The following is a 22,436-nucleotide window of genomic DNA, read 5'->3' as shown; positions in this document are numbered from 1 at the left end:
CTCGGACACGCCGAGCGCGGGGTGGTAACGGGCCGGTTCGGCGACCGGACGGTGGTCCGCGGTCATACTTGTCGATGCTCGTGGTCTCGTCACCGAACAATCGCTCTACCGTCGTCGAACCTATCGAAATGAGGTAGCTGCATTGCTGAGTGCGACCCGATCGACTGGAGCAACACTGTGCCGCTGGGGTTTCGGGCTCCTCACCGCGCTGGCGGTGGCGTCCTGTTCGAGCGCGCACTCGACCGCCCCCGCGGCTGGGACCCTCGATGTCAGATTCGGTTCCGGCGGCAAAATATCCACGGATCTGGGATCTGGCGCCGATCGGGCCCGGGCGGTCGCGGTGGGTTCGGACGGCAGGATCCTCGTCTCGGGCTCCACCCAAAGCGGCGGCCCGAGTGACGATTTCGCCGTGGTGCGCTATACGCCCGACGGGCAGGTCGATACCGGATTCGGCGAGGGCGGCAAGGTCTCGACCGACTTCGGCGGCACGTCCGATATCGCCAACGCGGTCGCGATCCAATCCGACGGCAAGGTCCTCGCGGTCGGCACCAGCCACGGCACCGCCACCGGCGACACCATCGCGTTGGTCCGCTACACCGCCGACGGCAAGCCGGACCCTGGCTTCGGTGCGGAAGGGCGGGTGTCGACCGATCTGGGCACCCAGGCCGATCGAGCCAACGCCGTTGCCTTGCAACCCGATGGGAAGATCGTCGTGGTGGGCTCGACACGGGATCCGGATCCGGCCCAGGGCGACAACTTCGTGGTGCTGCGCTACACCCCGGACGGTAAGCCGGACCCCGGGTTCGGCCGCGACGGGATGGTGTCGACCGATTTCGGCGGCAGGGCCGACGTCGCCGCCGCGGTGGCGATCCAGTCCGACGGGAAGATCGTCGTGGCCGGTACCAGTCACGGCACCGTCACCGGCGACAATATCGCCGTGGCCCGCTACACCGGCGAGGGCGTCCTCGACCCGAATTTCGGTGACAGCGGCAAGGTATCAGCCGATCTGGGTACCCGAGCCGATCACGCCAACGCGGTCGCGCTCGCCGCCGACGGCCGGATCATCGTCGCGGGCTCCACCCACGACCCCGGCCGAGGCGACAATTTCGTCCTCGTCGGTTACACCCGAGACGGCAAGCAGGACACCGCATTCGGTGACGGCGGCAGGGTGTCGACCGATTTCGACGGCAAGGCCGACATCGCCTACGCACTGGCGGTCGCCCCGGACGGCAAGCTCGTCGCCACCGGGACCAGCCACGGCACCACCACAGGCGACAACATCGCCCTCGCCCGCTACACCGCGAACGGCAAGCCCGACGCCGGTTTCGGTACCGGCGGCAAGGTTTCGACCGATCTGGGCGGCAACGCCGAGCATGGCAACGCCGTCGTCGTGCAACGCGACGGAAGGATCGTCGTGGCCGGGAGTACCGCGGACCCGCGGCAGGGCGACAACTTCCTGACGGTCCGCTACAACGGCTGAACGCCGCGCAGGGAGGTTGCGCGCCCCGCGGGTCAGTTCGTGTATTGTTCCGCGGAGCGCGAAAGCCCTTGTGCCACAGGGCGGATGGTTTCTCGCACACCGGCCGGGCGGTCGGCGCGTGCCGAGGTGACCGCGAGAGCGATCGATGCCGCGACCATGACCGCCAGGGCGGACACGAGCAGCGCCACCTCCCAGCCGCGCAGCCGCAGCGATTCGCCGAGCACCGTGACCGCGAGCAGCAGCGACACGATCGGCTCGGCGACGGTGGCGGCGGGCAGCGACGCTTCCACCGCGCCCGCGCTGTAGGCGTCCTGCTGGGTGACGATCGCGATCGCCGCGACCACGATCAGCACATACACCTCTGGCGAGCTCGCCAGCCGGGACGGGTGATGGGTCGCGGTGGCCATCACGCCCTTGGTGAGCGCGGCCGCGACCCCGAACAACGCCCCCGACACCGTTCCCAGCAGCAGCGCTCGTCGCGGCCCTCGACCACCCCGCGCGCCGTACCAGCACCCCGCCACCAGCACCACACCGACCGTGCCCACCAGCACCCACCGGCTCAGGGGAGCGTGGGAACTTCCCCGCTGCGGAGTGCCCAGCACCGCGACGGCGGCCACCGCCACAGTCAACGCCGCCGCCCACGCCCACTGTGCGACGGTGACCGCCCGCCCGGCCAGCAACGCCGACAACGGCAGGGCGAACAGCAACGACAACATCAACAGCGGCTGCACAACCAGTAACGAACCCCGTGCCAACGCCGCGGCCTGCAGACCGTACCCGGCCAAGCCCGCGACCGTACCCGCCCACCACATCGGCTGTCGCGCCGCCGATCCGATCACCACCGCGCCCCGCTCGCTCGCCGTCGCGCAAATACGTTGGCGCGCAACCGCGCCCACCGCGATACACGCCGCCGCGGCCACCGCCAGTTCGACCGCCTCGCCACGATGGACGACGCCGGTCACATGATGTGCGAGCATACGTCCCGGCTAACCGGCGAACCGCCCCACCAAACCCGCGACCCGGTGCATCGAAACCGCCCGCCGCCAGTTCGTTTGTGCGCGAGACGGTTTCGCGTCTCCGCCCTTCGCGGATGCAAGACGCGGCACGCTTCGGGCCGTCCCCGCCTGCGCGCCACTCGGGTGAGCCGGACCGCTGCCGTGGCGGCCTGACGGGCGCGGCCGCCGCCGGTATCGTCCGCTGGGTAGCCAGGATCGGTGTGAGTCGACGAGGAGCAGCGGTATGGCCGGGGTGCGAGGTACGGTCGGTGGCGGTCCCGCCAGTGAGGTCGAGGAGGTCGGGGCGCCGGCGATGGCCGACACCGCGCGGTGGGCGCTGGTGGTGGGGGCGCTCGGTGTGGTGTTCGGCGACATCGGGACGAGCCCGATCTACACGCTGCAAACGGTGTTCGATCCCGGCGATCCGCATCCGGTGCCGGTGCGTGCCGACAACGTGTTCGGCGTCGTGTCACTGGTGTTCTGGTCGGTGGTGATCATCGTGACCGTCACCTATGTGCTGCTCGCGATGCGCGTCGACAACGACGGCGAGGGCGGGATCATGGCGTTGATCACCCTGATCCGCCGGTGGAGCGCACCGGGCGAGCGGCGGATCGCCGCCTGGTTGACAGCGCTGGGAATCCTCGGCGCCGCACTGTTCTTCGGCGACAGCATGATCACCCCCGCGATTTCGGTGCTGTCGGCGATCGAGGGCGTCGAGGTGGTCCAGCCGTCGCTGAAGGACCTGGTCGTGCCGCTGACCGCGTGCGTCATTTCGGCGCTGTTTCTGGTGCAGCGCCGCGGGACCGCGGTCGTCGGGCGGATGTTCGGTCCGGTGATGTTCATCTGGTTCACCACCATCGCCGCCCTCGGCGTCGCCGGTATCACCCGGCATCCGGCGATCCTGCGCGCGCTGTCGCCCACCTACGCGCTCGGCTTTCTCGGACATCATTTCGGGACCGCGTTTTTCGCGCTCGCCGCGATCGTGCTGTCGGTGACCGGCGCCGAAGCGCTGTACGCGGATATGGGCCATTTCGGGCGACGCTCGATCACCCGGGCCTGGCTGCTGCTGGTGTTCCCCGCCTGCGCGCTCAGCTATCTCGGGCAGGGCGCACTGATTCTCGACGACCCGGCCCATATCAGCAGCCCGTTCTTCCTGCTCGCCCCCGGCTGGGCGCGGCTGCCGTTGGTGCTGCTGGCCACCGCCGCGACGGTGATCGCCTCGCAGGCGGTCATCACCGGCGCGTATTCGGTTGCCGCACAGGCCGCACAGCTGGGATATCTGCCGCGACTGCGGATCGTCCACACCTCCGAATCCACGATCGGACAGATCTATGTGCCGTGGATCAACTGGCTGCTGCTGGTGTCGGTACTCACCCTGGTCTTCGCGTTCCGCAGCTCCACCGCGCTGGCGTTCGCCTTCGGAATGGCCGTCACCGCTACCATCACCATCACCACCCTGCTGTTCTTCTACCTCGCCCACGCCCGCTGGCATGTCCCGCGCTGGATGATCGCGCTCGGGGTGACGCCGCTGGTGAGCTTGGATCTGCTGTTCGTGGCCGCCAACCTCACCAAGCTGCTACACGGCGCCTGGCTGCCCCTGCTGATCGGGCTGACCGCCTTCACGATCATGACCACCTGGGAGCGCGGGCGCGCACTCGTCAGCGCCGAACGACTCCGCCGCGAGGGTCCACTGCCGCAATTCATCGCCGAAATCGCCACTGGCACAGCGCCGATCACTCGCGTCCCCGGCACCGCGATCTTCCTCAACCGCGGCAAACACACCGTCCCGCTGGCCCTGCGCGCCAACATCGAGCACAACCACGTCCGGCACGAGCACATCGTGATCGTCTCCATCCGCACCGAGCCGATGCCCCGCGTCCACGACGCCGACCGCGTCGCGCTCGACCATCTCGGGGTCGACGACGACGGCATCACCCACGTCACCGCCCGCTACGGATACATGGAAACCCCCGACATCCCAGCGGCTCTGGCGCTGGTCGATCCGGGCGACACCGAAGGCCCGCTCGACCTCGACCACGCCACCTACTTCCTGTCCACCATCGAACTGCGCCGTGGCCCCGCGCCCACCATGGCGCTGTGGCGCAAACGCCTGTTCATCGCCACCTCCTACATCACCGCCGACGCCGCCGACCACTTCGGCCTGCCCCGAGATCGCACCATCATCATCGGATCGAAAATCGAACTCTGAAGCGAGCCGCGAGAACCGGAGCGATGCCTCGTCAACGGCCACACCCTCGCAGTTGATCAGTGTGGCCGCGACGTATCGGGACCTCATCAGCCGCATGAGATCCCCTCGGCGACGGCGTTCGTCCGGGGGCGTGTCGCGCTTGTGGATCGTGCTTCGCCGCTGCCGGACTCAGGGGTTGTGGCGCGAAGCCTGTCTATAGAGAGATGTCTCGTGGTCGCTCGCCGTATCTCAACGCAGACCCGTCTTGTGTTGACCGCCTTGATGATTCCCGATGATCAGTGCCGCTATTTGCCGTTGGGGTGGCCGAGCCGGGCGAGGGCGGTGGTCCAGTCCGCGGCGATGGCGCTCTGGGCGTCGGTGAGCGCGACCGTGTGTTTGCAGATCAGTTCGTGGAGTTGGTTCTCGACGGTGTCCTTGGGATTGTTCGGGCCGCTGCCGGGTTTGTGGCCCGGGGAAGGGGGTTCGACCCAGAGGTTGCGGGGGTCGTTGGGGTCGCCGCCGAGTTCGAGGGAGATGAGGTGGTCGTATTCGGCGTCGTGGAGATTGCCGGTGTAGCCGTAGGACTTGGCGTTGGCGTCCTTCTCCCGATCGGTGATCGAGGCGGGCGGGCGGATGGAGGAGGTGTAGCCGCCGCGGCAGATGGTGCTGTCGATATTGTCCTGTGTCACCGCGGGATTGGTGGCGCCGGGGGTGCAGGCCGGGTCGGGGAGCGGCTGCCCGTTGCTCGCGGTGCGGGAGTGGCAGCTACCGGGCGCGGGCTGCGGCTGAACGGTGTAGGTGCCCGAGGGGCCGGGTCCGACCGGAACCGGGGCGGCATCGATCAGCGCTGGTCCGGCCTGCGCGGTCGCGGGCGGCCGGGTGAGCCGTTGCGCCGACTGCTGGCCGCAGCCGCCGACCAGGACCAGCAGCGCGATCGAAACCATCAGTGCGGGGCGGGTATTCATGAATTCCTCCGGGCGTGGGATGCAACGCCATTGTCCGGCAACCGCACACCGAGCGCACCCCGCCCAAGCCGAGGTCGGTCAGCCGTCGAGTTTGACGGTGTCGGCGGTCAATTGCCATGCCGCCGCGCAGGGATCGGGCCGGGCCGAGTGATCGCGGTGGCGTATCCACCAGGTCACCGTTCCGGAGTCGGCCGCCGAGACCCCGCACGCGCCCGGGTCGCGCGGGTCGTGCCAGTAGAAGCCGCCGAAACTCGCGGTGACGGTGTTCTCGGTGCGGTAGCCGAGCGCGGCGGCGGTGTCGCGGTCGAGCAGCAGCGAGTTGTTCCGTAGCCAGCCGTAGGTGATGTCGACGGCGCCGCCGTCCGCGAGGGTCGACTCCCCCGTCCAGGCGCAGACGGTCGGCGCGGTCAGCTGCCGGGCCTGCCGTATTCCGGCCGCGGCGGCGATCCGATCGGGCGGGAGTGGTCCGCAGCCGTCGAGTCCGTTGGGGGGCGGAGCGGGCGGTGCCGCGGTCTGGCCGCCGGAGCCGCACGCGACGCAGGTGAGCGCGACGATCACCGCGGCGGCCTGGGTGAGGAAGGTTTTCCGGGTCATCTCGTCAGCTCTTGTCCAAGGTCGCCGCCGCCAGTGCCGTCGCGCCCGCGCACGGGTCGGTCGTCGCGTCGGGGTCGGATTCGATTGTCCAGGTGAGGAATTCGCCCGCGCCGAGTTCCGCGGCGACTTCGCACGAGTGTGCCTGTTGCCAGCGATAGCCGCGGTGCCCGCGCACATCGAGGGGTGCGCGGGGGCTCTGGCCGGGGTCGGTGCGATAGGCGTCGATGGGGCTGCCACGCAACCATTTGAACGTCACCGCGTCCGGGGGGTCGTGTTCCCACCGGCACGTCAGGGGGTTGCTCGCGACGGCGGTGACCGCGCCGAGCCCGGCCGCCGCGCCCACGTCCGCGGCGGTCATTCCCGCGCATTCGGCCAGCCGGATCGACGGCGGCGGTGGTGCCGGGGTGGGGTGCGCGGTCGCGTGGGGATTCGAGGTGCCGCAGGCGGCCAGCGCGAGAGCCGAAATGCCCAACAGCGCAATCGAATTCATCCGGTGCGGGCTCATCGGCGGAACCGCGCCCGCAGTTGGGGGTCGTTCTCCCACCACAATCCGTCCTGCCGCAGCGGCTGCTCGCCGGGCGGATCACTGCCGACCGGCGCGTCGAGTTCGGCGTCCGAGTCGCGGGCCGCGCGGCGTTCGTCGGCGGCCCAGGACCGCATCAGGGTGAGCAGATACGGCAAGCCCAGCACGTCACCGAGGATCCAGAGGACCCCGGCGCCGATGATCTGATCCAGCCGCGGGTCCGGTCCCCAGTCGCGGCCGATCTGGAGGTAATAGTCCGCCGCGCACAGGGGCCCGAACCACAACACCAGACCCAGGATGCCGTCGGCGATCGATTCGACAATGGTGATCAGCAACGACACACCCTGCGAATAACGCCGCGGCACCGGGTCGATCTGCAACCGGGAGTAGAAGTATCCGAACCCGATGGCCACCAACACGATTCGAGTCGCCGCGTCGACGAGCCCGTTCCGCAGCACCAGTTCGTACCACGGGGTGAGGAACAGCAGCCACGGCGCGGCCAGGATCGCCACCGACGATACGAGGGGATAGGTCGCCGCCCGCGCCGGCGCGGAGTTCACGACCCTGTCCAGCCGCGCCCGCCCGTCCGGCCCCAGCGCCGCGCGCAGCACCGTCACCGGCCGCCCCGCGGCCAGCCCGAACGGCACCACATACACCAACAACACCACCTGCAAGGCCCGCACCCAGAACAAGGTCCCCGAATACACCCCCACGACCCCGATCCCGGCCATCACCCACACCCCCAACCCCACCACCGAGAACACGCCCACCCGCCACCCCGGCACCCCGGCCCGCCCCCGCACCCGCGCCACCCCGTACCCACCGCCCAGCGCGGCGGTCACCACGAGCGTCGACAGATCCCACCGCCACGAGGTCACCACCGAGCCGACGGTCAACGGAACAGAAACCCAAGCCACGCCAGCCAGTATCCACCCGCCCGAACACGATCGACGGATCCCGCGGCGCGGCGATCGACCGCCCGCATGAGGTACCGCTCCGCGTCGACGATCGCGTCCGGGCTCGCCGCACCGGACACCGAGGACGGCCTCGGCGCGAATCATGGTCAGCCGGTGAGGGATCGGACGATCCGCACACCCACCAGGACCACGGCGATGAGCAGATAGCCGCGCAGGGCGACCATCCCCGCCGTGCGCAACGGCGAGAACACCGGGCGCTCGAGCGTGTCGAGGGCCGGGGTGCGCCAGGTGTCGCGATCCCGGTCGCGGATGGCCTTGCGCTCGGCCCGTGACAGCCGGGTCGCGTCGAGCTCCTCGACCTGGTCGGGGTCCAGGCCGCCGAGTTCGGCGGCGGTCTCGCGGGTCGCTCGGCGGTCGGCGCGCTGCTTGGCGAGAGCGATCACCGCACCGCCCAGCAGCCCGACGCCGATCCCGACACCGAAGCCGATCTCCACCTGCGTCGTGGTCAGCTCGGGGAAGAAGGTGGCGGCGGTCAGGGCCAGCGACAGCAGCACCAGCGACCACACGATGACACCGGCCATGATGTTCTGCTTGACGGTGTTCGCCCATGGCCCGAGCACGGCCTTGTCGTTGCAGAGCAGCACGAGGAACACCGTGGCCGAGGGCAGCAGCACCCCCGCGAGCGCCTGGACGCCCTGGGTGAGCAGTCCCAGCACGTGGTCGGGGCTGAACGACACCGCCGCCGCCAGCGTCAGCAGCGTCGCGTAACCGGCGTAGAAGGCGGGCGCCTCGCTGATCTTCCAATGCAGCGAGTGCCGCTTGCCGAGAGTGTCGCCGAGAGCGTAGGTGGTGGCCAGCCCGACCGCGTTCGCACCGATCAGCGAGGCGTCGAGCAGCAGGATGGCGAACAGGGCTCCGGCGCCCTCCCCCATGGTGTCCCGCAGACCCCGCGCGACCGCGCCGGCGTCGGTGAAACTCCCGATCGGCGCGGACGCCGCCACGGCCATGATCGCGATGGCTCCGGCCATGACCACGACGATGCCCACCCACAGGTCGATGCGTTCGAAGCGGATCCAGCGTGGGGTGATGCGCTTGTCGACGATGTTGGACTGCTGGAAGAACAGCTGCCAGGGGGCGACGGTGGTGCCCACGATGGCGACGATCAACAACAGCAGCGTCGAGTTCAGCCCACCCGGGAACGACGGGATCAGACCGTGTCCGATCGTCGCCGCCCGCGGACGCACCAGGAACGCCAGCGGGAATATGACGATGTTGATCGCGATGAGCCCGAACAGGAACCGCTCCCAGCGCCGGAACGAGCCGCCCGCCACCACGGCGAACAGCAGCACCGCCGCCAACGGCACCGAAATCGCCTTGGGCAGACCGAAATAGCCGAGCGCCATCGAGACGCCGATGAACTCGGTGACGATGGTCAGCGCGTTCACGATGAACAGGTCGCCCACGCTGAACGCGCCCCAGAACTTCCCGAACCGGTCGAAAATCAGCCGGGCGTGCCCGACCCCGGCGACCGCGCCGAGCCGCACGACCATTTCCTGGTTGACGTAGAGCACCGGGATCAACAGTGCGAGCGTCCAGATCAGTGCCATGCCGTAGTTCTGCCCGGCCTGGGCATAGGTGGCGACGCCGCCGGCGTCGTTGTCGCCGACCATCACGATAAGGCCCGGACCGATCACGGCGAGCAGCATCCTGAACCGCTGCCCGCGGGTACGGCCCTCGACGGTGTCGTGTCGGCCGATCGAGCCGAGCGCGCCGACGATATCGCCGACGTGCGCGGAATCCATGACGGCGCCCGTCGGGGCCGTGGGTGCGGGGACGGTGGTGGTGTCGCGGCGGATCGCGCCGCCGGAGAAGAAGGCCATCGCCGTTCTCTCCCTTCTTCATTCGCCTCGCTGCACAGCGATTCGAGGTACGGGTGGGCGAGAGATCAGCCGCTGCAAGGCATTCCGGGCACGACGAGGCACCCCGAGGACACACATCACACCGATGCGATCAGACGACGGCGCGCGGATGTCAGGGGGTCACGGTGCCGCAGCAAGCTGGGAACGAGTGTTGTCGAACCGGACTCGGATACGGACCATCGCCGGAGTTCATGTCGTCCCTCACCTCCTTGCCGCCAGGACGCGCACGTCACCACATACGACGCCAGAACACCCGAGAGGGAGCCCGAACAGACCGTCCGAGCGGGCACCCCTCTCGTCAAAGCTTCGGCACTGCACGACGTAATCCCTTGCGGGAAGCCACTTCGGATCACCCCTTAATCCGGGGAGATCTGTCCTAACCCTGGGCGTCTCTCGACGTCGTCGGATCAGTGGCCTGTGTTCGTACAGGAGCCTCACCTAGCGAGGTGCTGACCCAGCAATGCTGATCCCCCCTCGGCCGGATGTCAAATCGACGAACGTCCCCGATGACGGGCGCCACACACCGTCCGCTGTGGCGAACACGCTGCGACACAACGTCTTCGGTCGCATCGCGGCGATCGTGCGGTCCGAGCCGTCATGCGGTCGCCGCGGTGCGGGCGCGGATCGCCTTCACCGCGCGGACGGTGAGCAGGAAAGGGATCACCAGGCCCGCCAGGCGCACCGGCAGACCGACCGCGACGCCGAGGTCGGCGACCCGGACGATGGTCAACGCGACGGCGAGGCCCGCGAAAGCGAGGCCCCAGATCCCGGTGATCAGCCCATGGGTGCGCCCATCCTGTCGCTGGGAAACGGGAGGAGCACGATCCAGGGGAGGAAGCTCGGGGCGCTGTACTACGACGGTCCGGGGACGTCGACCCAGGAGTTCCGGCGCCGCCGACGGCGAGCAGTGGGATCTGCAGTGGAATCACACCACTGTCGGTCTCGGCTGGCTGCCGCACTCCGGCGGGCGCTGGACGGCTTGGCCGCTCGCGGCTCGATCGAGGGACTGCGCGGTTCGATCGATAGCATCGAGAGATTCGCTGCGGGTCCCGGTCACGAAGAGGACGTTCAGGCCGTCATTCGGCTGCTCGGGTCCCCGGCGGCGCGGTATCGCCGGGGCGGGCTGGGTGTTCAACCCGGCCGCGGCGATACCGCCGTATCCGAACCGGTGAGAATCCCACCGTTGGGCGTCGGTGCCGTTCTCACCATGGGCTTCATCGCCATGGTCTTGGTGACCCGGCGGGCTGTCGGGCGGGTTCAGCCCCGGGTCCAAGGCGCCGAGGGCGCGAGCCGGGTGGGCGGATGCGGCGTGGGTGAATGCGGCGTGGGTGAATGCGGCCGTGCGGAATGTGTCTGTGTTGCCGTGGTCGCTGGTCGTTACCGTCACGGGCGCGCGCCGCGGATGCGACATGCGCCCGCGTAGATGCCGCTGATTCGCTGGGTGGCGTCCCTGTTCCCTTCTCCGATAGCGAATTTGCGGGTACGCTCGCGTGACACCGCTGTGACCCACGATTAGGGGATCGCGCCGACCCGGTGACCGTCACCACCGCACAGGGCGCGCGTCGAGGCCGGAACCAGGCACTTTCTTCGGATCCCGCTTGGCTCGCCACGCGGTCGGGGCGGAACGGGCACCTGATTTGCCCGGTGGCGACCAGGCCGGGGACGGATACACGGGGTCGGCGCGGACGCGAAGTCGATGTTTGCCCGAATTTTTCCGGCACAGGTTTTCCGAAAAGGGAATATCAGGATTTTTTTCACGCGAAACCGGTGCGGGGTGGGTTGAGATGGGGTGGAATGTGTATTCCGGCATTGTCGGAGTTGTTGGAAAGGAGAGGGGGTGAGACCGGTGATTCTCACGTTCGTTCAGCAGTTGCTCGCGGCGCTTCTCGGTCTGATCGGCCTGTGATCGCCAGCCTCGTCGACGGGTGGGTCGCCGTAGGCGGCTCACCCGTCTGGATATATCCGGAAACATATTCCTGTCCGTTGTGGCGGAATGGCGGGGCGGGCGATCGAGGCCAAAATCGGGAACCGTTGATCCGGTTCCTGCCGAGTGAATCCTGAAGAAACTGGTTGGTCCATTCGCGGGGGTGTGAGGGCGGCCACGCCTCGTCCGGAGTGAGGCGTGACCCCCCGCGACCGCGGCGTACCGGCGCTGGAGGGATCCCCAGGCGGGGCCGGGCGACGGGCGCGCACGCCCGGCCCCCAGTGATATTCGCCGCTGCGGCGACCGCGGATCGGTCCGCCCGCCATTTTTCTCCGACCTCTGTCGCTTGCCCCGTTCTGGTGCCGCATGCGGGGCGCGAGCGCCCCCGCGGGGTGAGGTGCTTCAGGTCGTGCCGTCCCCGACCCGTGAAACCGGCTGGCGGGTTTGAAGGAAATCGCGGAAGAAGCGTGGAACCGACCATTTGCCCCATTTTCGGAAGGGCGAGTGACCCGGCGGTCACAAGCCGCGCTGCTCCGCTCATCCCTCCATTTCCTCCGCGGGGGGGAATAGGGCGAAGGCGCGTTATCTGATGCTCGGCGGAAAGCGTTACGTATCGGGCTTCGTTCGGCCACGATCCCCCTTGGAGCCGGTTGCCGCGGCGGTGCGGTGCGGACGCGGACGGACGGGGTTGGCGGGGGTGGGTCGTGGTTCGGTGAGGTGGGTTTTGAGGCGGGCGAGTCCGTCGCGGATGCGGGATTTGGCCGTGGGCACGCTGATGCCGAGCGCGGCGGCGACCTGGGGGTAGGTGCGGTGGCCGAAGTAGGCGAGGGTGATCGCTTCGCGCTGCAGCGGGGTCAGGGCGGCGAGATGGCCACGCACGGTCTGGTGATCGAGGTGGCGGTCGATGGTGTCGGCGACGACGTCGAACCCGCGCGTGAGGGTGGCGGCGTGGTAGCTGGTGTCCCGGTGGGTGCGGGCGGTTTCGGCGCGGACGCGGTCGACCGCGCGCCGGTGGGCCAAGGTGATGATCCAGGCCCAGGCCGAGCCCTTGGCGGGGTCGTAGTGTCCCGCGCTACGCCACAGTTCGAGATACACCTCCTGGGTGACGTCCTCGGCGTGGCCGCGGTCGGCCACCACGCGCAGCACGAGCCCGAATACGCGGGCGCTGCTGAGATCGTAGAGACGAGCGAACGCGGCCGGGTCACGGCGAGCGCAGCCGCGCAGCGCCTCGATCAACTCCCGGCCTACCACCCCGGATTCGAGCCGCGAGGCGTGCGCGGGCGGGAAGTCGGGGCCGGGGCCGGGGTCGGTGGCTGCTGCCGCTGGATGACTGCCGCGCATGAGCGGCCACCCTAGGCCAACAGTCGGGCGCGACCGGCCACCGACACACCCTGCCCCCGCGGAGCCGGGCCGCGAACCAACTCCAGTCAACCGACAGTCAACCGACCCTCGCCACAGGCCGAACCCTCGCCGGACTCGACCCGCGAGGTATTGCGCGAGTCGCTGGGCCGCACGGGAGCGTGCGGGCGCGCCGGGGCACGGCGCGTTCTGTCCCGCGGACCGGTTGATCATAATGGCGGGTATGAGTGAGTCGAGTCCGGTGTCGGCGTGGAAGGCGTTGCGCGAGGGCAACGATCGGTTCGTGCAGGGCCGGTTGCGGCACCCGAATCAAGGTGCGGCGGATCGCGCGAAATTGGTGGCCGCGCAGGCGCCGTCGGCGATCGTGTTCGGGTGCGGCGATTCCCGGGTGGCCGCGGAGATCATCTTCGATCAGGGGCTGGGCGACCTGTTCGTCGTGCGCACCGCCGGCCACGTCCTCGACGCCAGCGTGCTCGGCTCCATCGAGTACGGGGTGGCCGTGCTCGACGTGCCGTTGATCGTGGTGCTGGGCCACGACAGCTGCGGCGCGGTCCGCGCCACCGTCGATGCGCTCGACACCGGCGCGGTGCCCGGCGGGTTCATCCGCAGCGTCGTCGAACGCGTCACCCCCTCGATCCTGCTCGGCCGCCGCGAGGGCCTGCACAGCGTGGACGAGCTCGAGGCCCGCCACGTCGCCGAGACCGCCACGGTGCTGCAGCAGCGTTCCGGCATCATCGCCGAGCGGGTCGCCGCAGGTCGGTGCGCGATCGCGGGGGTCACCTACACCCTCACCGACGGCCGCGCCGTGCTGCGCACGGTGATCGGCGACCTCGGCGAACTCGCATAACCCCACCGCGCGGATTCGCGGGGGCTGAGATCGTGGTCGTCGATCCCAACGGGCACGACGGGAGCTGATGTTCCGGCGAGCGGAACGGTCCGATCAGGCATGTGGGGTCCCGTTGAGTGAAGAGCGCGATCCGCTCCAGCTGTCAATGTGAGGTCTCACACCGACACCCGCATGTCGCGCAGCAACGGAGTCCGCCGAGCATGCGCGGTCGTCAAGCCGGGGACCTGTTCGGCGAACGTGGTTCGGGCGCAATCCGTGTTGCCGCAATAGAACTTTCGCACCCGCAAGCAGATCAACATCTCAGCCCCACCGATCCCGGCGACAGACACCGCTGGTAGCGACTATGCACTCGAACCGACCAATGAGCGCAGTACGGACAGGACGCGCCTGGTGCGGTGACCCTGGCGTCGATCCGCAGGGTCGCCCCGCGGCGGGTGACCTGCTCGACGCACAGGTCGATCAGATGCGGGAACAGAACCTTCAGATCAAGATCAGCGCACCGCCATCATGATCGACTACCGCTGACCCACTTCCAAATCACCAGGGCACCAACAACTTTGTGCCTGAGCCGGACGTGAAAGGCCATTGACACCGACACCCTCGGGGATCCGAGCGGGTTTGGGGATCCCGGCCCGGTCGCCAGGGGGCACGAACTACCTCCGCCCGGCGACTCGGCGGTGTTGATGTCCGGGGTGAGTGCCGGAAACGGCGGCCCCGGCGGTTGCCCCCGGCCCCCTCACCAGCGGCAGCCGCACCACCACCCGGTCACGGCTTGCCTGGCACGGTGGGAGCGGTGTCGGTGTTGTGCGAGGCGCCCGCGTAGACGCCGCGGAATCGGGCCGAATGCCGGAAGCATAGCGCCGGTTGCGATTCGGGGCGCCTGTTCTGGCCTGCGTATTCGCGGGCGGATTGCATGTGATGGAAGATTCTTTCGCGCGGGTGGGTCGCCTGCGGCTACCCACCCGTCGACGGGGCTGGCGATCACAGGCCGAGCAAGCCGAGAAGCGCCGCGAGCAACTGCTGAACGAACGTGAGAATCACCGGTCTCCGTGAATTTTCTCTTGAGGGAAGGAAAAGGTGTCCCGTTCAGCGAATCGACCGCATCCGCGTGCGCGTGTGTCGAATCCGCGGGGCGTGTGAGCGTGGCGGTAGCCTACGGCGACCACGGTGCCGCAGGGGCCGCGTTCGGGGCGGTCGCGGCCCCGCCTCCGGCGTGGAAGGGAAGTTCGCGGCGATGGAGCCCAGCGTGATGGTCCTGCTCGAGCGGGTGCTCGCCGAGCACGGCTCGATCGATGCGTTCTGTGCGCACCTGCGCCGGTCCGACCGGGACGACACCCCCACCGACCGCCTGCCCGTCCTGCTCACCACCGGTCACCCGGGCCTCATCGGCCTGCACCCTCGCCCCGCCAGCCCGCACGAACCGGACCCACAGCCCGCGCCCTCTCCTCCGCCCGCGCTCTCGGCGCGGCTCGGACCGCGCGGGGGGTGAACCCGACCTGGAGCCTGGGGGTCACCGAGACAGGAATAGGGGTAATCGGTGGGTTCGGCGTAGCGATGAAGCCTGTGGTGAGAACGGTACCGGCTCGCCCAACGGTGGGTTCTCGCCGGTTCGGATACGGCGGTATCGCCGCGGCCGGGTTGAACATCCAGCCCGTCGCGGCGATACCGCGCCACATGGGCCCGGCGGAAAAGGGTTCCGGAAGTCTCGCTGAGTTGCTGATCGATCAGAAGGGATTCCCGCCCCGCGAGCCCCCGAATCGCTTCGGGTGTGTCAGCGGTTCTCGGTGACCGGGAAACGCTTGCGCTCGTGCCCGGGGCGGGGCCTGGCACGGCGGGAGCGGCGGCCAGGTCGGGGGTAGACGTGGAGGAGTTGGTCCACGTCAGCGGAGCTGATGAACTCCGGCCTCGGGCATGTCCACGATCGGGAGCGGTAAGGGTCGGCCAGCTTGGTCCAGGCCGCTTGGTCCGGGCCAGTGTGCGACATCGGTCGCGAGGCGGAATCGGTCCCCGGCCGGACACGGTGGCCCCGATTGGACCGGGTGCTGATTCATCCGAACTCGGAAACGCCGCGCTGTCGGGTAACCGCCGCGTAGCGTGTCCTCTATCACCGGCCTGAGGGGCGGCGGCCTCGCGAGGTGGCATATGCGTGCGGGAAACGAGGAGGGGCAGCGACGAGCGCAGGCGCTGGGATTGCTGTCGGAGCTACGGATCGTGCGCGAGCGCCTGCCGGCCGGGTCCCTCGACTATGAGGATGTTCTCGATCGCTGCCTGGTCGCCGCCGCCGAGGCGCTCAATGCGGGCGTGGACGAGCCCAGCATCGCGGCGGTCGGAGCGTTCTCCGCGCAGGACATGTGCGAGATTCGTGCAGCGGCGGCGGAATTCGCCGCCGATGACGAAGATGTAGAACGCGAGGCCAGCGCCGCGGTCGTCGGCGAGGTCATGCGGATCGAGGAGTCGTGCTACCCCTGTCGGGACTGCACGTGCAATGGCGATCCGACGACGATCACCTGCGTGTCCGGTCGGAGCGCGACCTGCGCGCCGTCGCTGAGGCTCCCTCCGGGGACGCGTTGACGTGGCATCGCTGGGCCGGTGCGACGAACATCGTCCGCACCGACGTGGCGGTGTGCCGCCAGGGCAGCAGCAGCGTGCTTGCGGCCAGGGTGAGGGCGGCGCAGGCGATCGCGGTACGGGTGCTGGTCGCGGTGGCGAGCAGTCCTCCGACGGCGATGAGGGCGGGTTGAAAGGTTTTGGAGCTGATCGACCACGCGGTGCCGACGCGGGCCATGTGGTCGTCGGCGGTGACGTTCATGCGGTAGGTAGTGAAGACCGGGTTGAACACGCCGGCGCAGAACAGCAGCAGGGTGTCGGCGGTGGTGATGACGATCAGGCCGGTCGTGCCGGGGTGGGCGGTGAGCATGAGTCCGAGCCAGCAGGTGCGCAGTGCTCCGAAGCCGAGCAGCACCGCGCGGTTCCCGAAGCGGGACACCAGCTTCGGTGCGCACAACGATCCGAGTAGCCCACCCACGGTGGGCAGTCCGAGGGCCAGCCCGTACTGCCAGGGCGCGAAGCCGAGCTCGCGCAGCATCAGCAGTGCCATCAGCGGATTGGCGAGCATGAGTGACCCGCCGAAAAGCATGGCGTTGCAGAACAATCGGGCCAGCACGGGGTGGGCGAAGATGTACGCCCAGCCACTGCGGATCTCGCTCGCCCAGTGCTGGGCGGGCCGGTGATGAGCGGGTGGAGGTTCGGGGGTGGTGATGCTGCGCAGGCCGAGCGCGGACAGCAGGTAGCTGATCGCGTCGAGGAAGACGGTGATCGTGGCTCCGCACAGCGAGATGAGCGCGCCACCGATCGGTGCACCCACCGTGGATACGGTCCAGAACACGGTTTCCAGGCGGCTGTTGGCGCGGATCCGTACCTGCTCAGGGACCAGCCATTTCACGTAGGCGCCGTTGGCGGCGTTGAACACGATCGCGGCGAGGGTGCTCACTGTGGCGACCAAGCACAACTGCGCGTAGGTCAGCACATCCAGCACGGCGGCCACGGGAACGCTGACCAAAGCGGCGAACGACACCAGGTCGGTGGCGATCATGACCGGGCGTTTGTGCCGGAACTCCACGAACGGCCCCAACGGCAGCGCGACGGCCGCGGCCGCGATCCCGGACAGGGCCGCCATCGCCGTCACCTGCCCGGCAGACGCATGGACCACCATGATCGCGACCAACGGCAGCGCACCCATGCCCAGCGCGCTGCCGAGCTGGCTGACCGCGGCGGCGGTCCAGAGCCGGTAGAAATCCGGCGACAGTCGGGTCGCAGCGACACCGGCGGTCCGGCCCTCGACGGGGAGCATCCCGCCGAGGGTAGAGCACCGCGACGCAGCGACCGATACACCACGCTGCCAACGAGAGCGGGTGACGAAATACCGCTGGCAGGTGAAACTTTCGCCGCCGGCCGTCCGGAATACCCTTGCCGTCGAACACGTAGGGAGAGGCTCAGTAGAGCCTGCCGATCGGTCCGGCCGGAGGCCGGTTCCTCAGCGGCTGCCCGCGGCGCCCCGGCCCCGAAGGGGCCCGCAAGAACCGGGTGACCGTCCAGTCCCCGGGCCCCGGCTTGCTGCCGGGCCCGGCCGGAACTCCGACACGGTCAAGACCGTCCGCGCGGCGTGCGGGCGACCTTGGCGGTAAGGCTTAGCCGGATCTGTTTTCCGGACCGGAAACCGCATGTGAGCTGGACTGATGCCGCTCCATGAAATCTGATATCGATCCCATCAGGTTTGCGTCGGCATCTACTGGTGCCCGTACAAGCCCCGATAGGAGAAAGCGGCATCATGAACGCTAAAGTCACATCTCCACGCCGAACCGCCATTACGCGGACGGTAGCCGCAGGAATCGGTCTGATGGCCATACTCGGCCCTGTGCGCGCCGGTTCGGCGCACGCGGAGCTGCCGAGGGCGGCTGTCGCCGCACCCAGCTATAGTGCGCAAGATCCTGGTGATCCCGATATCAATGTCGTGTTCCATTCAATGGACGAATGCGAGAGTCCGACGATGTCGTCGGAACTCTCGTCTACGCCAGCGGCGGCAACCCGCTCTTCCCCGGACCCCCGTACGGTGCGCCGTGGACTACGCCGTCATCGTCTTCGACAAGAACAAGGTCAAGCCCGTCGCCACCATCGGCGCAACGACCATCACCATGATCGGGGCGCCGCCGATGCCCGGAACAATCCTGTGTAAGCAGGGTGTCACGAGCGGCCGAACCTGCGGAACCATGGTCAGCACTTCCGGTCCGTACTTCATCACCACAGTCGGTGTGCTGCGGGGTGACTCCGGCGCACCCGTCGTCGAAGGAACCACGCTCATCGGTAATCAGTGGATCACCGGCGGCGGCACCTCGATAACCGCCATCATCGCCGACCTCGGGCGAATCGGCGGCCCAGGGGCCGGATTCCACCTCACGGCCTGGGGGCTGCCGGAACACCCACGGCCGAACTCGTTCTCGATCCAATGAGCTCGAGACCCTCTCCAGTCAGCCGCCCGATCGTCACCGGTATCTTTCCGCCGACGACGAATCCGTCGAACAAGCGGCACGACTGTCGAGGCTGTCCGGCGCAGACCCGTGATGTGCCGGGCGCACACACGGGATCAGCTGAGTCGCCCGCCCCATGACAGGGGCGGCCCGGAGACGCACTGCGGCGAGCGGGATCTGATCCGGAAGCCATCCGGACCGGACATCCGGGACCGCTGCCTTGTGGTGATCCCGGATGCGTAGCGGGCTCGACCGCGGGCAGGCGGCGGGGCGCGAGCCTTGCCGATCGTCCGTCAGCCGCAGGGGTGAACTCAGTAGAAAAGTATCCAGCGCCCGCCTGGTTGGCCGTTGGGCCACGGAACATAGTCACAGTGGGCGAGCACGCCCTCCGGAGTCGGAACCTTCAGGCATTCCTCCCGGGTGGCGAATTCACCGCGGTCGGAGGCTTCATCCCGTGCGGTGGCGGACTTCCACCAGGGCGTCACCGGATCGAGCGGGTGGGCGTACCAGTTGCCGTCGTCGGCCAGCTGGCAGCCCACCGTGTAGCGGTGCTCGCATTCCGCCTGGGTGTCGCAGCCGGGAGGACTGGTCAAACGGCCCGCGCATCCGGCCGCGGAAAAGGCCGATCCACCCGAGTTCCCGTCGGTGGTTTCCGCCGAGGCGACTCCGATGCCGCCCATTATCAATCCCGTGAATACCACGGCTGCACAGAATGTATTCGCCATCATTTCGATTATTCCTTCACTGCTGTCTGAAATCTTGCGCATGCGCTTGTCACAGGCCGCCAGTGGGCCACGTCTGCAGGAAGTACCACGTGCCCAGACAGCCGGACGCCGGCGATGCGTTGTTCACGCAACCCATCACACCGTTCGGCATGTTGCCCACATAGATGCACCTGTATTGCAACTGCGAAGGCCCGCCCGCCGCGGCTACCTTCATGCCCCCTGCGTGCTCGCAGGCGATTTCGCTCGTGAACGTGTTGTCGGGGGTGTAGGTGGCGGCCGCCGTCCCCGCAGCAGCCACGCCGAGAACACTCGCGGCCGAGATGGCAAACATGATCTGCTTGACACGACGACCGACATTGGAGGTCGTGAAGGTATTCGACAATGACATGGGCTTTGTCCTTTCTGGTGATCACCCGGGTGGTTCTCCGGTGTGGATCTTCAACACGGGTGCGGCATCCGCGCCCGCTCCTCGTTACTTTGATCCATTCGAGGGCGGTCGAGCGAGACCGGCGAGGCCAAAAACCCGAATTACCAGGACGAACGACATTTCCGGTCCGGAAGCGTTTCCATACCCGATCCGCGAATCCTGAGCGCTGCCAGGGGTCGTCCAGCACGTAGTGCGCCTCGTGTCAGCGGAGGACGATCACTGTTGTGATGTCCTAGGTGGTGCCCTGATCGATGACGTGGGCGTTGGCCGACAGGCCCGGGCCGACACTGGGCGCGGGCGATCTCCGACCCCGAAGCGTCGATCACGCCGTTACGGACAACAGCCGATCACCCGACCGGCGACTCGTCCTCCGAAATTCCGGTCCGGAAACTCGTCGAACACCTCCTGAGCTGCGATGGCGGAGAACTTCCCGCCATCGGGCCGGGGTCGCGCCCGTGCTCGTGTCTTCTACTCGATGCAACGACAGGTACTAGCGATGGCGTCGGAGGAAAGATGCGGGACAGGAATTCAACGGGGTCGCGGCTGGTGCTCGAGCCGGTGTCGGCGGCGGCTTATTCCGCCGCGGCGGCGGGCGTCGCACCGCTGTTCGCCGAGGCCGCGGAGGCCGTGACCACGGCCGCCGGATCCGGTCGGCTCGCGGCCGAATTCGGGGTCGTCGGGGCGGATTTCGGGGTGCGGCTGGCAGCAGTGGTAGAGGCGCACGCCCGAGCGCTCGCGGATGTCGCACGGGCGCTGTCGTCGCGAGGTGAACAGGTCGAGCGGGTCGGGACCGCCGCGCGGGCCGCCGACGCGGCGTTTGCCGAAGCGGTCGCCGCGAGCGCCGGGAACGCTCGATGAGCGGGCGGATCGCGGCGAATCTCGTTGCCACGCCCGATCCGGCGATACTCGAGGCTTACTTGCGGCCGCTGCTGTCGCTGCGGGCCTCGCTCGGGGACAGCACCGGCGTCGCCCGGGCCGTGTCGGCGGTCGTGTCGGCGACATCTGCTCGCCTAGCGACGGGTGAACCCGAGCATCGCGACGCGGTGCACGCGATCGAGTCGACCTGGTCCGGGCAGGGTGCCGTGGCCGCCGTCACGGCGCTACGGCAGACGCACGCGCAGCTGGCCATGGTCGTTGACCACGGGTCACAATATCTGCCGATCCTTACCGACGCGCTGGCGTGCGTCGCCGCGTGTCGCCGTCGAATGGACGACCTCATCGCCGAATTCCGCAGCGACGCCGCGCATCTCGCGTCCCCCGCCGCGAAGTCTTCCGGCGCCACCGCCTTGGTCGCCCGAGCCACCGCCGCGTTGGGGCAGGCCATCAGCCTCGTGGACGCCGTGCGCGCAGAGCTGAACGAACACCGGCGGCGGCTCGACGAGCTGGCCACCCCCGCCGTAACCGTGCCAGAGTCGCCTGCCCCGGCGCCCCTACCCGTGCACGGTCCGCTCGGCTTCGGGCCGGTCGCACCTGCGCCGACATCGCCTGCCTCGATGTCGCCCCTTCCCAGGGACACCACCAGCCCGGCCTCGATGTCATCGGTCGCCGCCTCGCCTCCTCGGGACCCGGCGTCCGTCCCAGCCGCAACACCGTCCACAGTCACCACCGCCCCGGCAGGAGCCGAACCCAATCCAGCACCGGTTGCCCGAGTTCCCGCCTCGCCCTCGGGCGGGGCATCGCCCCACCCACCCGCCGAGAGCCCGTCGGCCCTGGCATCGCCCGAGCCCGCTTCGCCCCCGGTGCCCGCGAACCCCGCAGGGGCGGAGGGACTGCAACAGTCGCTGATCTCTGCGGCGACCTCGCTGGGCAACACCGCGATCACTCAAGCGGGCACGATCGGGGTCCATCTGGTCGACGACGCCGCCGGAATCATCGACACCGCAATCAACGCGGCCGGTCCGCGCATCGACAAGCTCATCGACATCGTCCCTGAGCTGCTGCACCCCGAGGGGGATCACCACGCCGCCGGAGACCCTGCCCCGGCCGTGCCTCCCTCACAGGACATTCCACCGGGCCCGACCCGGCCCGAGCCGCCGAGCCCGGTGCAGCCGCCCTCGGTGCCGGCAGGGCCTCACGCACCTGTCCCGACCCAACCGCAGTTGCCGTCGTGGTCCGCACCCGGAACCTCTGACGAGTCCCCCACCTCTACGGATCCCGATCCTTCTCCATCACCCTGGAACGCGCCCGGCGACTCCACCAGCAGCCTGGTCACTACGGGGTCACAGCCATGCTCGAGGGTGGGGGATTCCGGCGGATGCGCGCAGGGCGGTGAACGACAGCCGGAACGCGGCGCCCGCGATGAGGACGGTCATCGTGATCGCGAGCATCTGTGCAGCGGAGGTGCGGGTGCGGCTTCGTCTGCAGCACCGTAACGCCGTGCACTCCGTCAGCAAGGCGAGGGGCGGCACGGTGGCGGCCGCGATCGGTGCGACCGGGGTATGCAACATCGCGTGCGGTCTCGTTGTGCAGGCGCAGGATCAGTGAGTCCAGGTCCGAGTCGTTGCCGGAACGGGCTGCGGCGGTGCAGATTTCGGTGAGCCGGTGCGATG

General features: G+C 68.8%; 19 protein-coding genes and 1 riboswitch. Of the genes, 8 read left to right on the top strand and 11 right to left on the bottom strand.

Annotated elements, in window-relative coordinates:
- Positions 1–214: 214 nt before the first annotated feature.
- A complete protein-coding gene (locus ACFYTQ_RS35540; protein ID WP_387370440.1) occupies positions 215–1,480 on the top strand; it encodes a hypothetical protein in 1,266 nt (421 codons plus the stop codon).
- A 32-nt stretch (positions 1,481–1,512) separates the two neighbouring features.
- Here the strand turns inward: ACFYTQ_RS35540 and ACFYTQ_RS35535 are convergent, their stop codons facing one another.
- Positions 1,513–2,457 carry a DMT family transporter gene (locus ACFYTQ_RS35535; protein ID WP_387370430.1) on the bottom strand — a complete coding sequence of 315 codons (945 nt, stop codon included), beginning with the start codon at positions 2,455–2,457 and terminating at the stop codon, positions 1,513–1,515.
- A 331-nt stretch (positions 2,458–2,788) separates the two neighbouring features.
- Between ACFYTQ_RS35535 and ACFYTQ_RS35530 the strand changes: the two genes are divergently transcribed.
- Entirely contained in the window at positions 2,789–4,684 is a 1,896-nt protein-coding gene (locus ACFYTQ_RS35530; RefSeq protein WP_387370438.1) for a potassium transporter Kup, read from the top strand.
- Between the two features lie 284 nt (positions 4,685–4,968).
- Here the strand turns inward: ACFYTQ_RS35530 and ACFYTQ_RS35525 are convergent, their stop codons facing one another.
- The 7 genes from ACFYTQ_RS35525 to sigK form a co-directional block, all read right to left on the bottom strand.
- Positions 4,969–5,628 (bottom strand): hypothetical protein, encoded by a 660-nt coding sequence (locus tag ACFYTQ_RS35525; RefSeq protein ID WP_387370428.1) that lies wholly within the window; start codon positions 5,626–5,628, stop codon positions 4,969–4,971.
- Between the two features lie 78 nt (positions 5,629–5,706).
- Positions 5,707–6,222 carry a DUF3558 family protein gene (locus ACFYTQ_RS35520; protein ID WP_387370426.1) on the bottom strand — a complete coding sequence of 172 codons (516 nt, stop codon included), beginning with the start codon at positions 6,220–6,222 and terminating at the stop codon, positions 5,707–5,709.
- Positions 6,223–6,226: 4 nt separating this feature from the next.
- The gene (locus tag ACFYTQ_RS35515; protein WP_387370424.1) at positions 6,227–6,712 is read right to left on the bottom strand and encodes a DUF3558 family protein; all 486 of its coding nucleotides are present in this window, start codon (positions 6,710–6,712) and stop codon (positions 6,227–6,229) included.
- 11 nt (positions 6,713–6,723) lie between these two features.
- The gene (locus ACFYTQ_RS35510; protein WP_387370422.1) at positions 6,724–7,662 is read right to left on the bottom strand and encodes a cytochrome c oxidase assembly protein; all 939 of its coding nucleotides are present in this window, start codon (positions 7,660–7,662) and stop codon (positions 6,724–6,726) included.
- 146 nt (positions 7,663–7,808) lie between these two features.
- Positions 7,809–9,542 (bottom strand): NRAMP family divalent metal transporter, encoded by a 1,734-nt coding sequence (locus ACFYTQ_RS35505; protein ID WP_387370420.1) that lies wholly within the window; start codon positions 9,540–9,542, stop codon positions 7,809–7,811.
- Positions 9,543–9,864: 322 nt separating this feature from the next.
- Positions 9,865–10,034, bottom strand: a riboswitch (M-box (ykoK) riboswitch).
- A 142-nt stretch (positions 10,035–10,176) separates the two neighbouring features.
- Positions 10,177–10,311: a hypothetical protein gene (locus tag ACFYTQ_RS35500; RefSeq protein ID WP_387370418.1), complete on the bottom strand. Its 135-nt coding sequence runs from the start codon at positions 10,309–10,311 to the stop codon at positions 10,177–10,179.
- A gap of 1,800 nt (positions 10,312–12,111) precedes the next feature.
- On the bottom strand, positions 12,112–12,846 hold the full coding sequence (gene sigK, locus ACFYTQ_RS35495; RefSeq protein WP_387370416.1) for an ECF RNA polymerase sigma factor SigK: 735 nt from the start codon (positions 12,844–12,846) through the stop codon (positions 12,112–12,114).
- A 241-nt stretch (positions 12,847–13,087) separates the two neighbouring features.
- On the opposite strand from sigK, the gene ACFYTQ_RS35490 reads away from it, so the two are divergent.
- The 3 genes from ACFYTQ_RS35490 (at position 13,088) to ACFYTQ_RS35480 (ending at position 16,282) form a co-directional block, all read left to right on the top strand.
- Complete coding sequence (locus ACFYTQ_RS35490) at positions 13,088–13,711, top strand: carbonic anhydrase (protein ID WP_387370414.1); 624 nt, start codon at positions 13,088–13,090, stop codon at positions 13,709–13,711.
- A gap of 1,234 nt (positions 13,712–14,945) precedes the next feature.
- Entirely contained in the window at positions 14,946–15,200 is a 255-nt protein-coding gene (locus tag ACFYTQ_RS35485; RefSeq protein WP_387370412.1) for a hypothetical protein, read from the top strand.
- Positions 15,201–15,853: 653 nt separating this feature from the next.
- Positions 15,854–16,282: a hypothetical protein gene (locus ACFYTQ_RS35480; protein ID WP_387370410.1), complete on the top strand. Its 429-nt coding sequence runs from the start codon at positions 15,854–15,856 to the stop codon at positions 16,280–16,282.
- Here ACFYTQ_RS35480 and ACFYTQ_RS35475 read toward each other — a convergent pair.
- Positions 16,215–17,561, bottom strand: a complete 1,347-nt coding sequence (locus ACFYTQ_RS35475) for an MFS transporter (RefSeq protein WP_387370408.1) — start codon at positions 17,559–17,561, stop codon at positions 16,215–16,217. The two genes, ACFYTQ_RS35480 and ACFYTQ_RS35475, sit on opposite strands and share 68 nt — an antisense overlap.
- Positions 17,562–18,327: 766 nt before the next feature.
- On the opposite strand from ACFYTQ_RS35475, the gene ACFYTQ_RS35470 reads away from it, so the two are divergent.
- Positions 18,328–18,717, top strand: a complete 390-nt coding sequence (locus tag ACFYTQ_RS35470) for a hypothetical protein (protein ID WP_387370406.1) — start codon at positions 18,328–18,330, stop codon at positions 18,715–18,717.
- A 329-nt stretch (positions 18,718–19,046) separates the two neighbouring features.
- On the opposite strand, the gene ACFYTQ_RS35465 is transcribed toward ACFYTQ_RS35470, so the two are convergent.
- A complete protein-coding gene (locus ACFYTQ_RS35465) occupies positions 19,047–19,502 on the bottom strand; it encodes a hypothetical protein (RefSeq protein ID WP_387370404.1) in 456 nt (151 codons plus the stop codon).
- A 7-nt stretch (positions 19,503–19,509) separates the two neighbouring features.
- A complete protein-coding gene (locus ACFYTQ_RS35460) occupies positions 19,510–19,848 on the bottom strand; it encodes a hypothetical protein (protein ID WP_387370402.1) in 339 nt (112 codons plus the stop codon).
- Positions 19,849–20,400: 552 nt separating this feature from the next.
- Between ACFYTQ_RS35460 and ACFYTQ_RS35455 the strand changes: the two genes are divergently transcribed.
- A complete protein-coding gene (locus ACFYTQ_RS35455; RefSeq protein ID WP_387370400.1) occupies positions 20,401–20,745 on the top strand; it encodes a hypothetical protein in 345 nt (114 codons plus the stop codon).
- On the top strand, positions 20,742–22,259 hold the full coding sequence (locus ACFYTQ_RS35450; protein ID WP_387370398.1) for a hypothetical protein: 1,518 nt from the start codon (positions 20,742–20,744) through the stop codon (positions 22,257–22,259). The genes ACFYTQ_RS35455 and ACFYTQ_RS35450 overlap by 4 nt, the downstream gene beginning before the upstream one ends.
- The last annotated feature ends 177 nt before the right edge of the window (positions 22,260–22,436 follow it).

It is taken from the genome of Nocardia sp. NPDC004068, from assembly GCF_042874315.1.
Classification (GTDB): domain Bacteria; phylum Actinomycetota; class Actinomycetes; order Mycobacteriales; family Mycobacteriaceae; genus Nocardia.
Note: the sequence above shows the minus strand (reverse complement) of the source record. Positions and strands in the feature narration are given on the sequence as shown.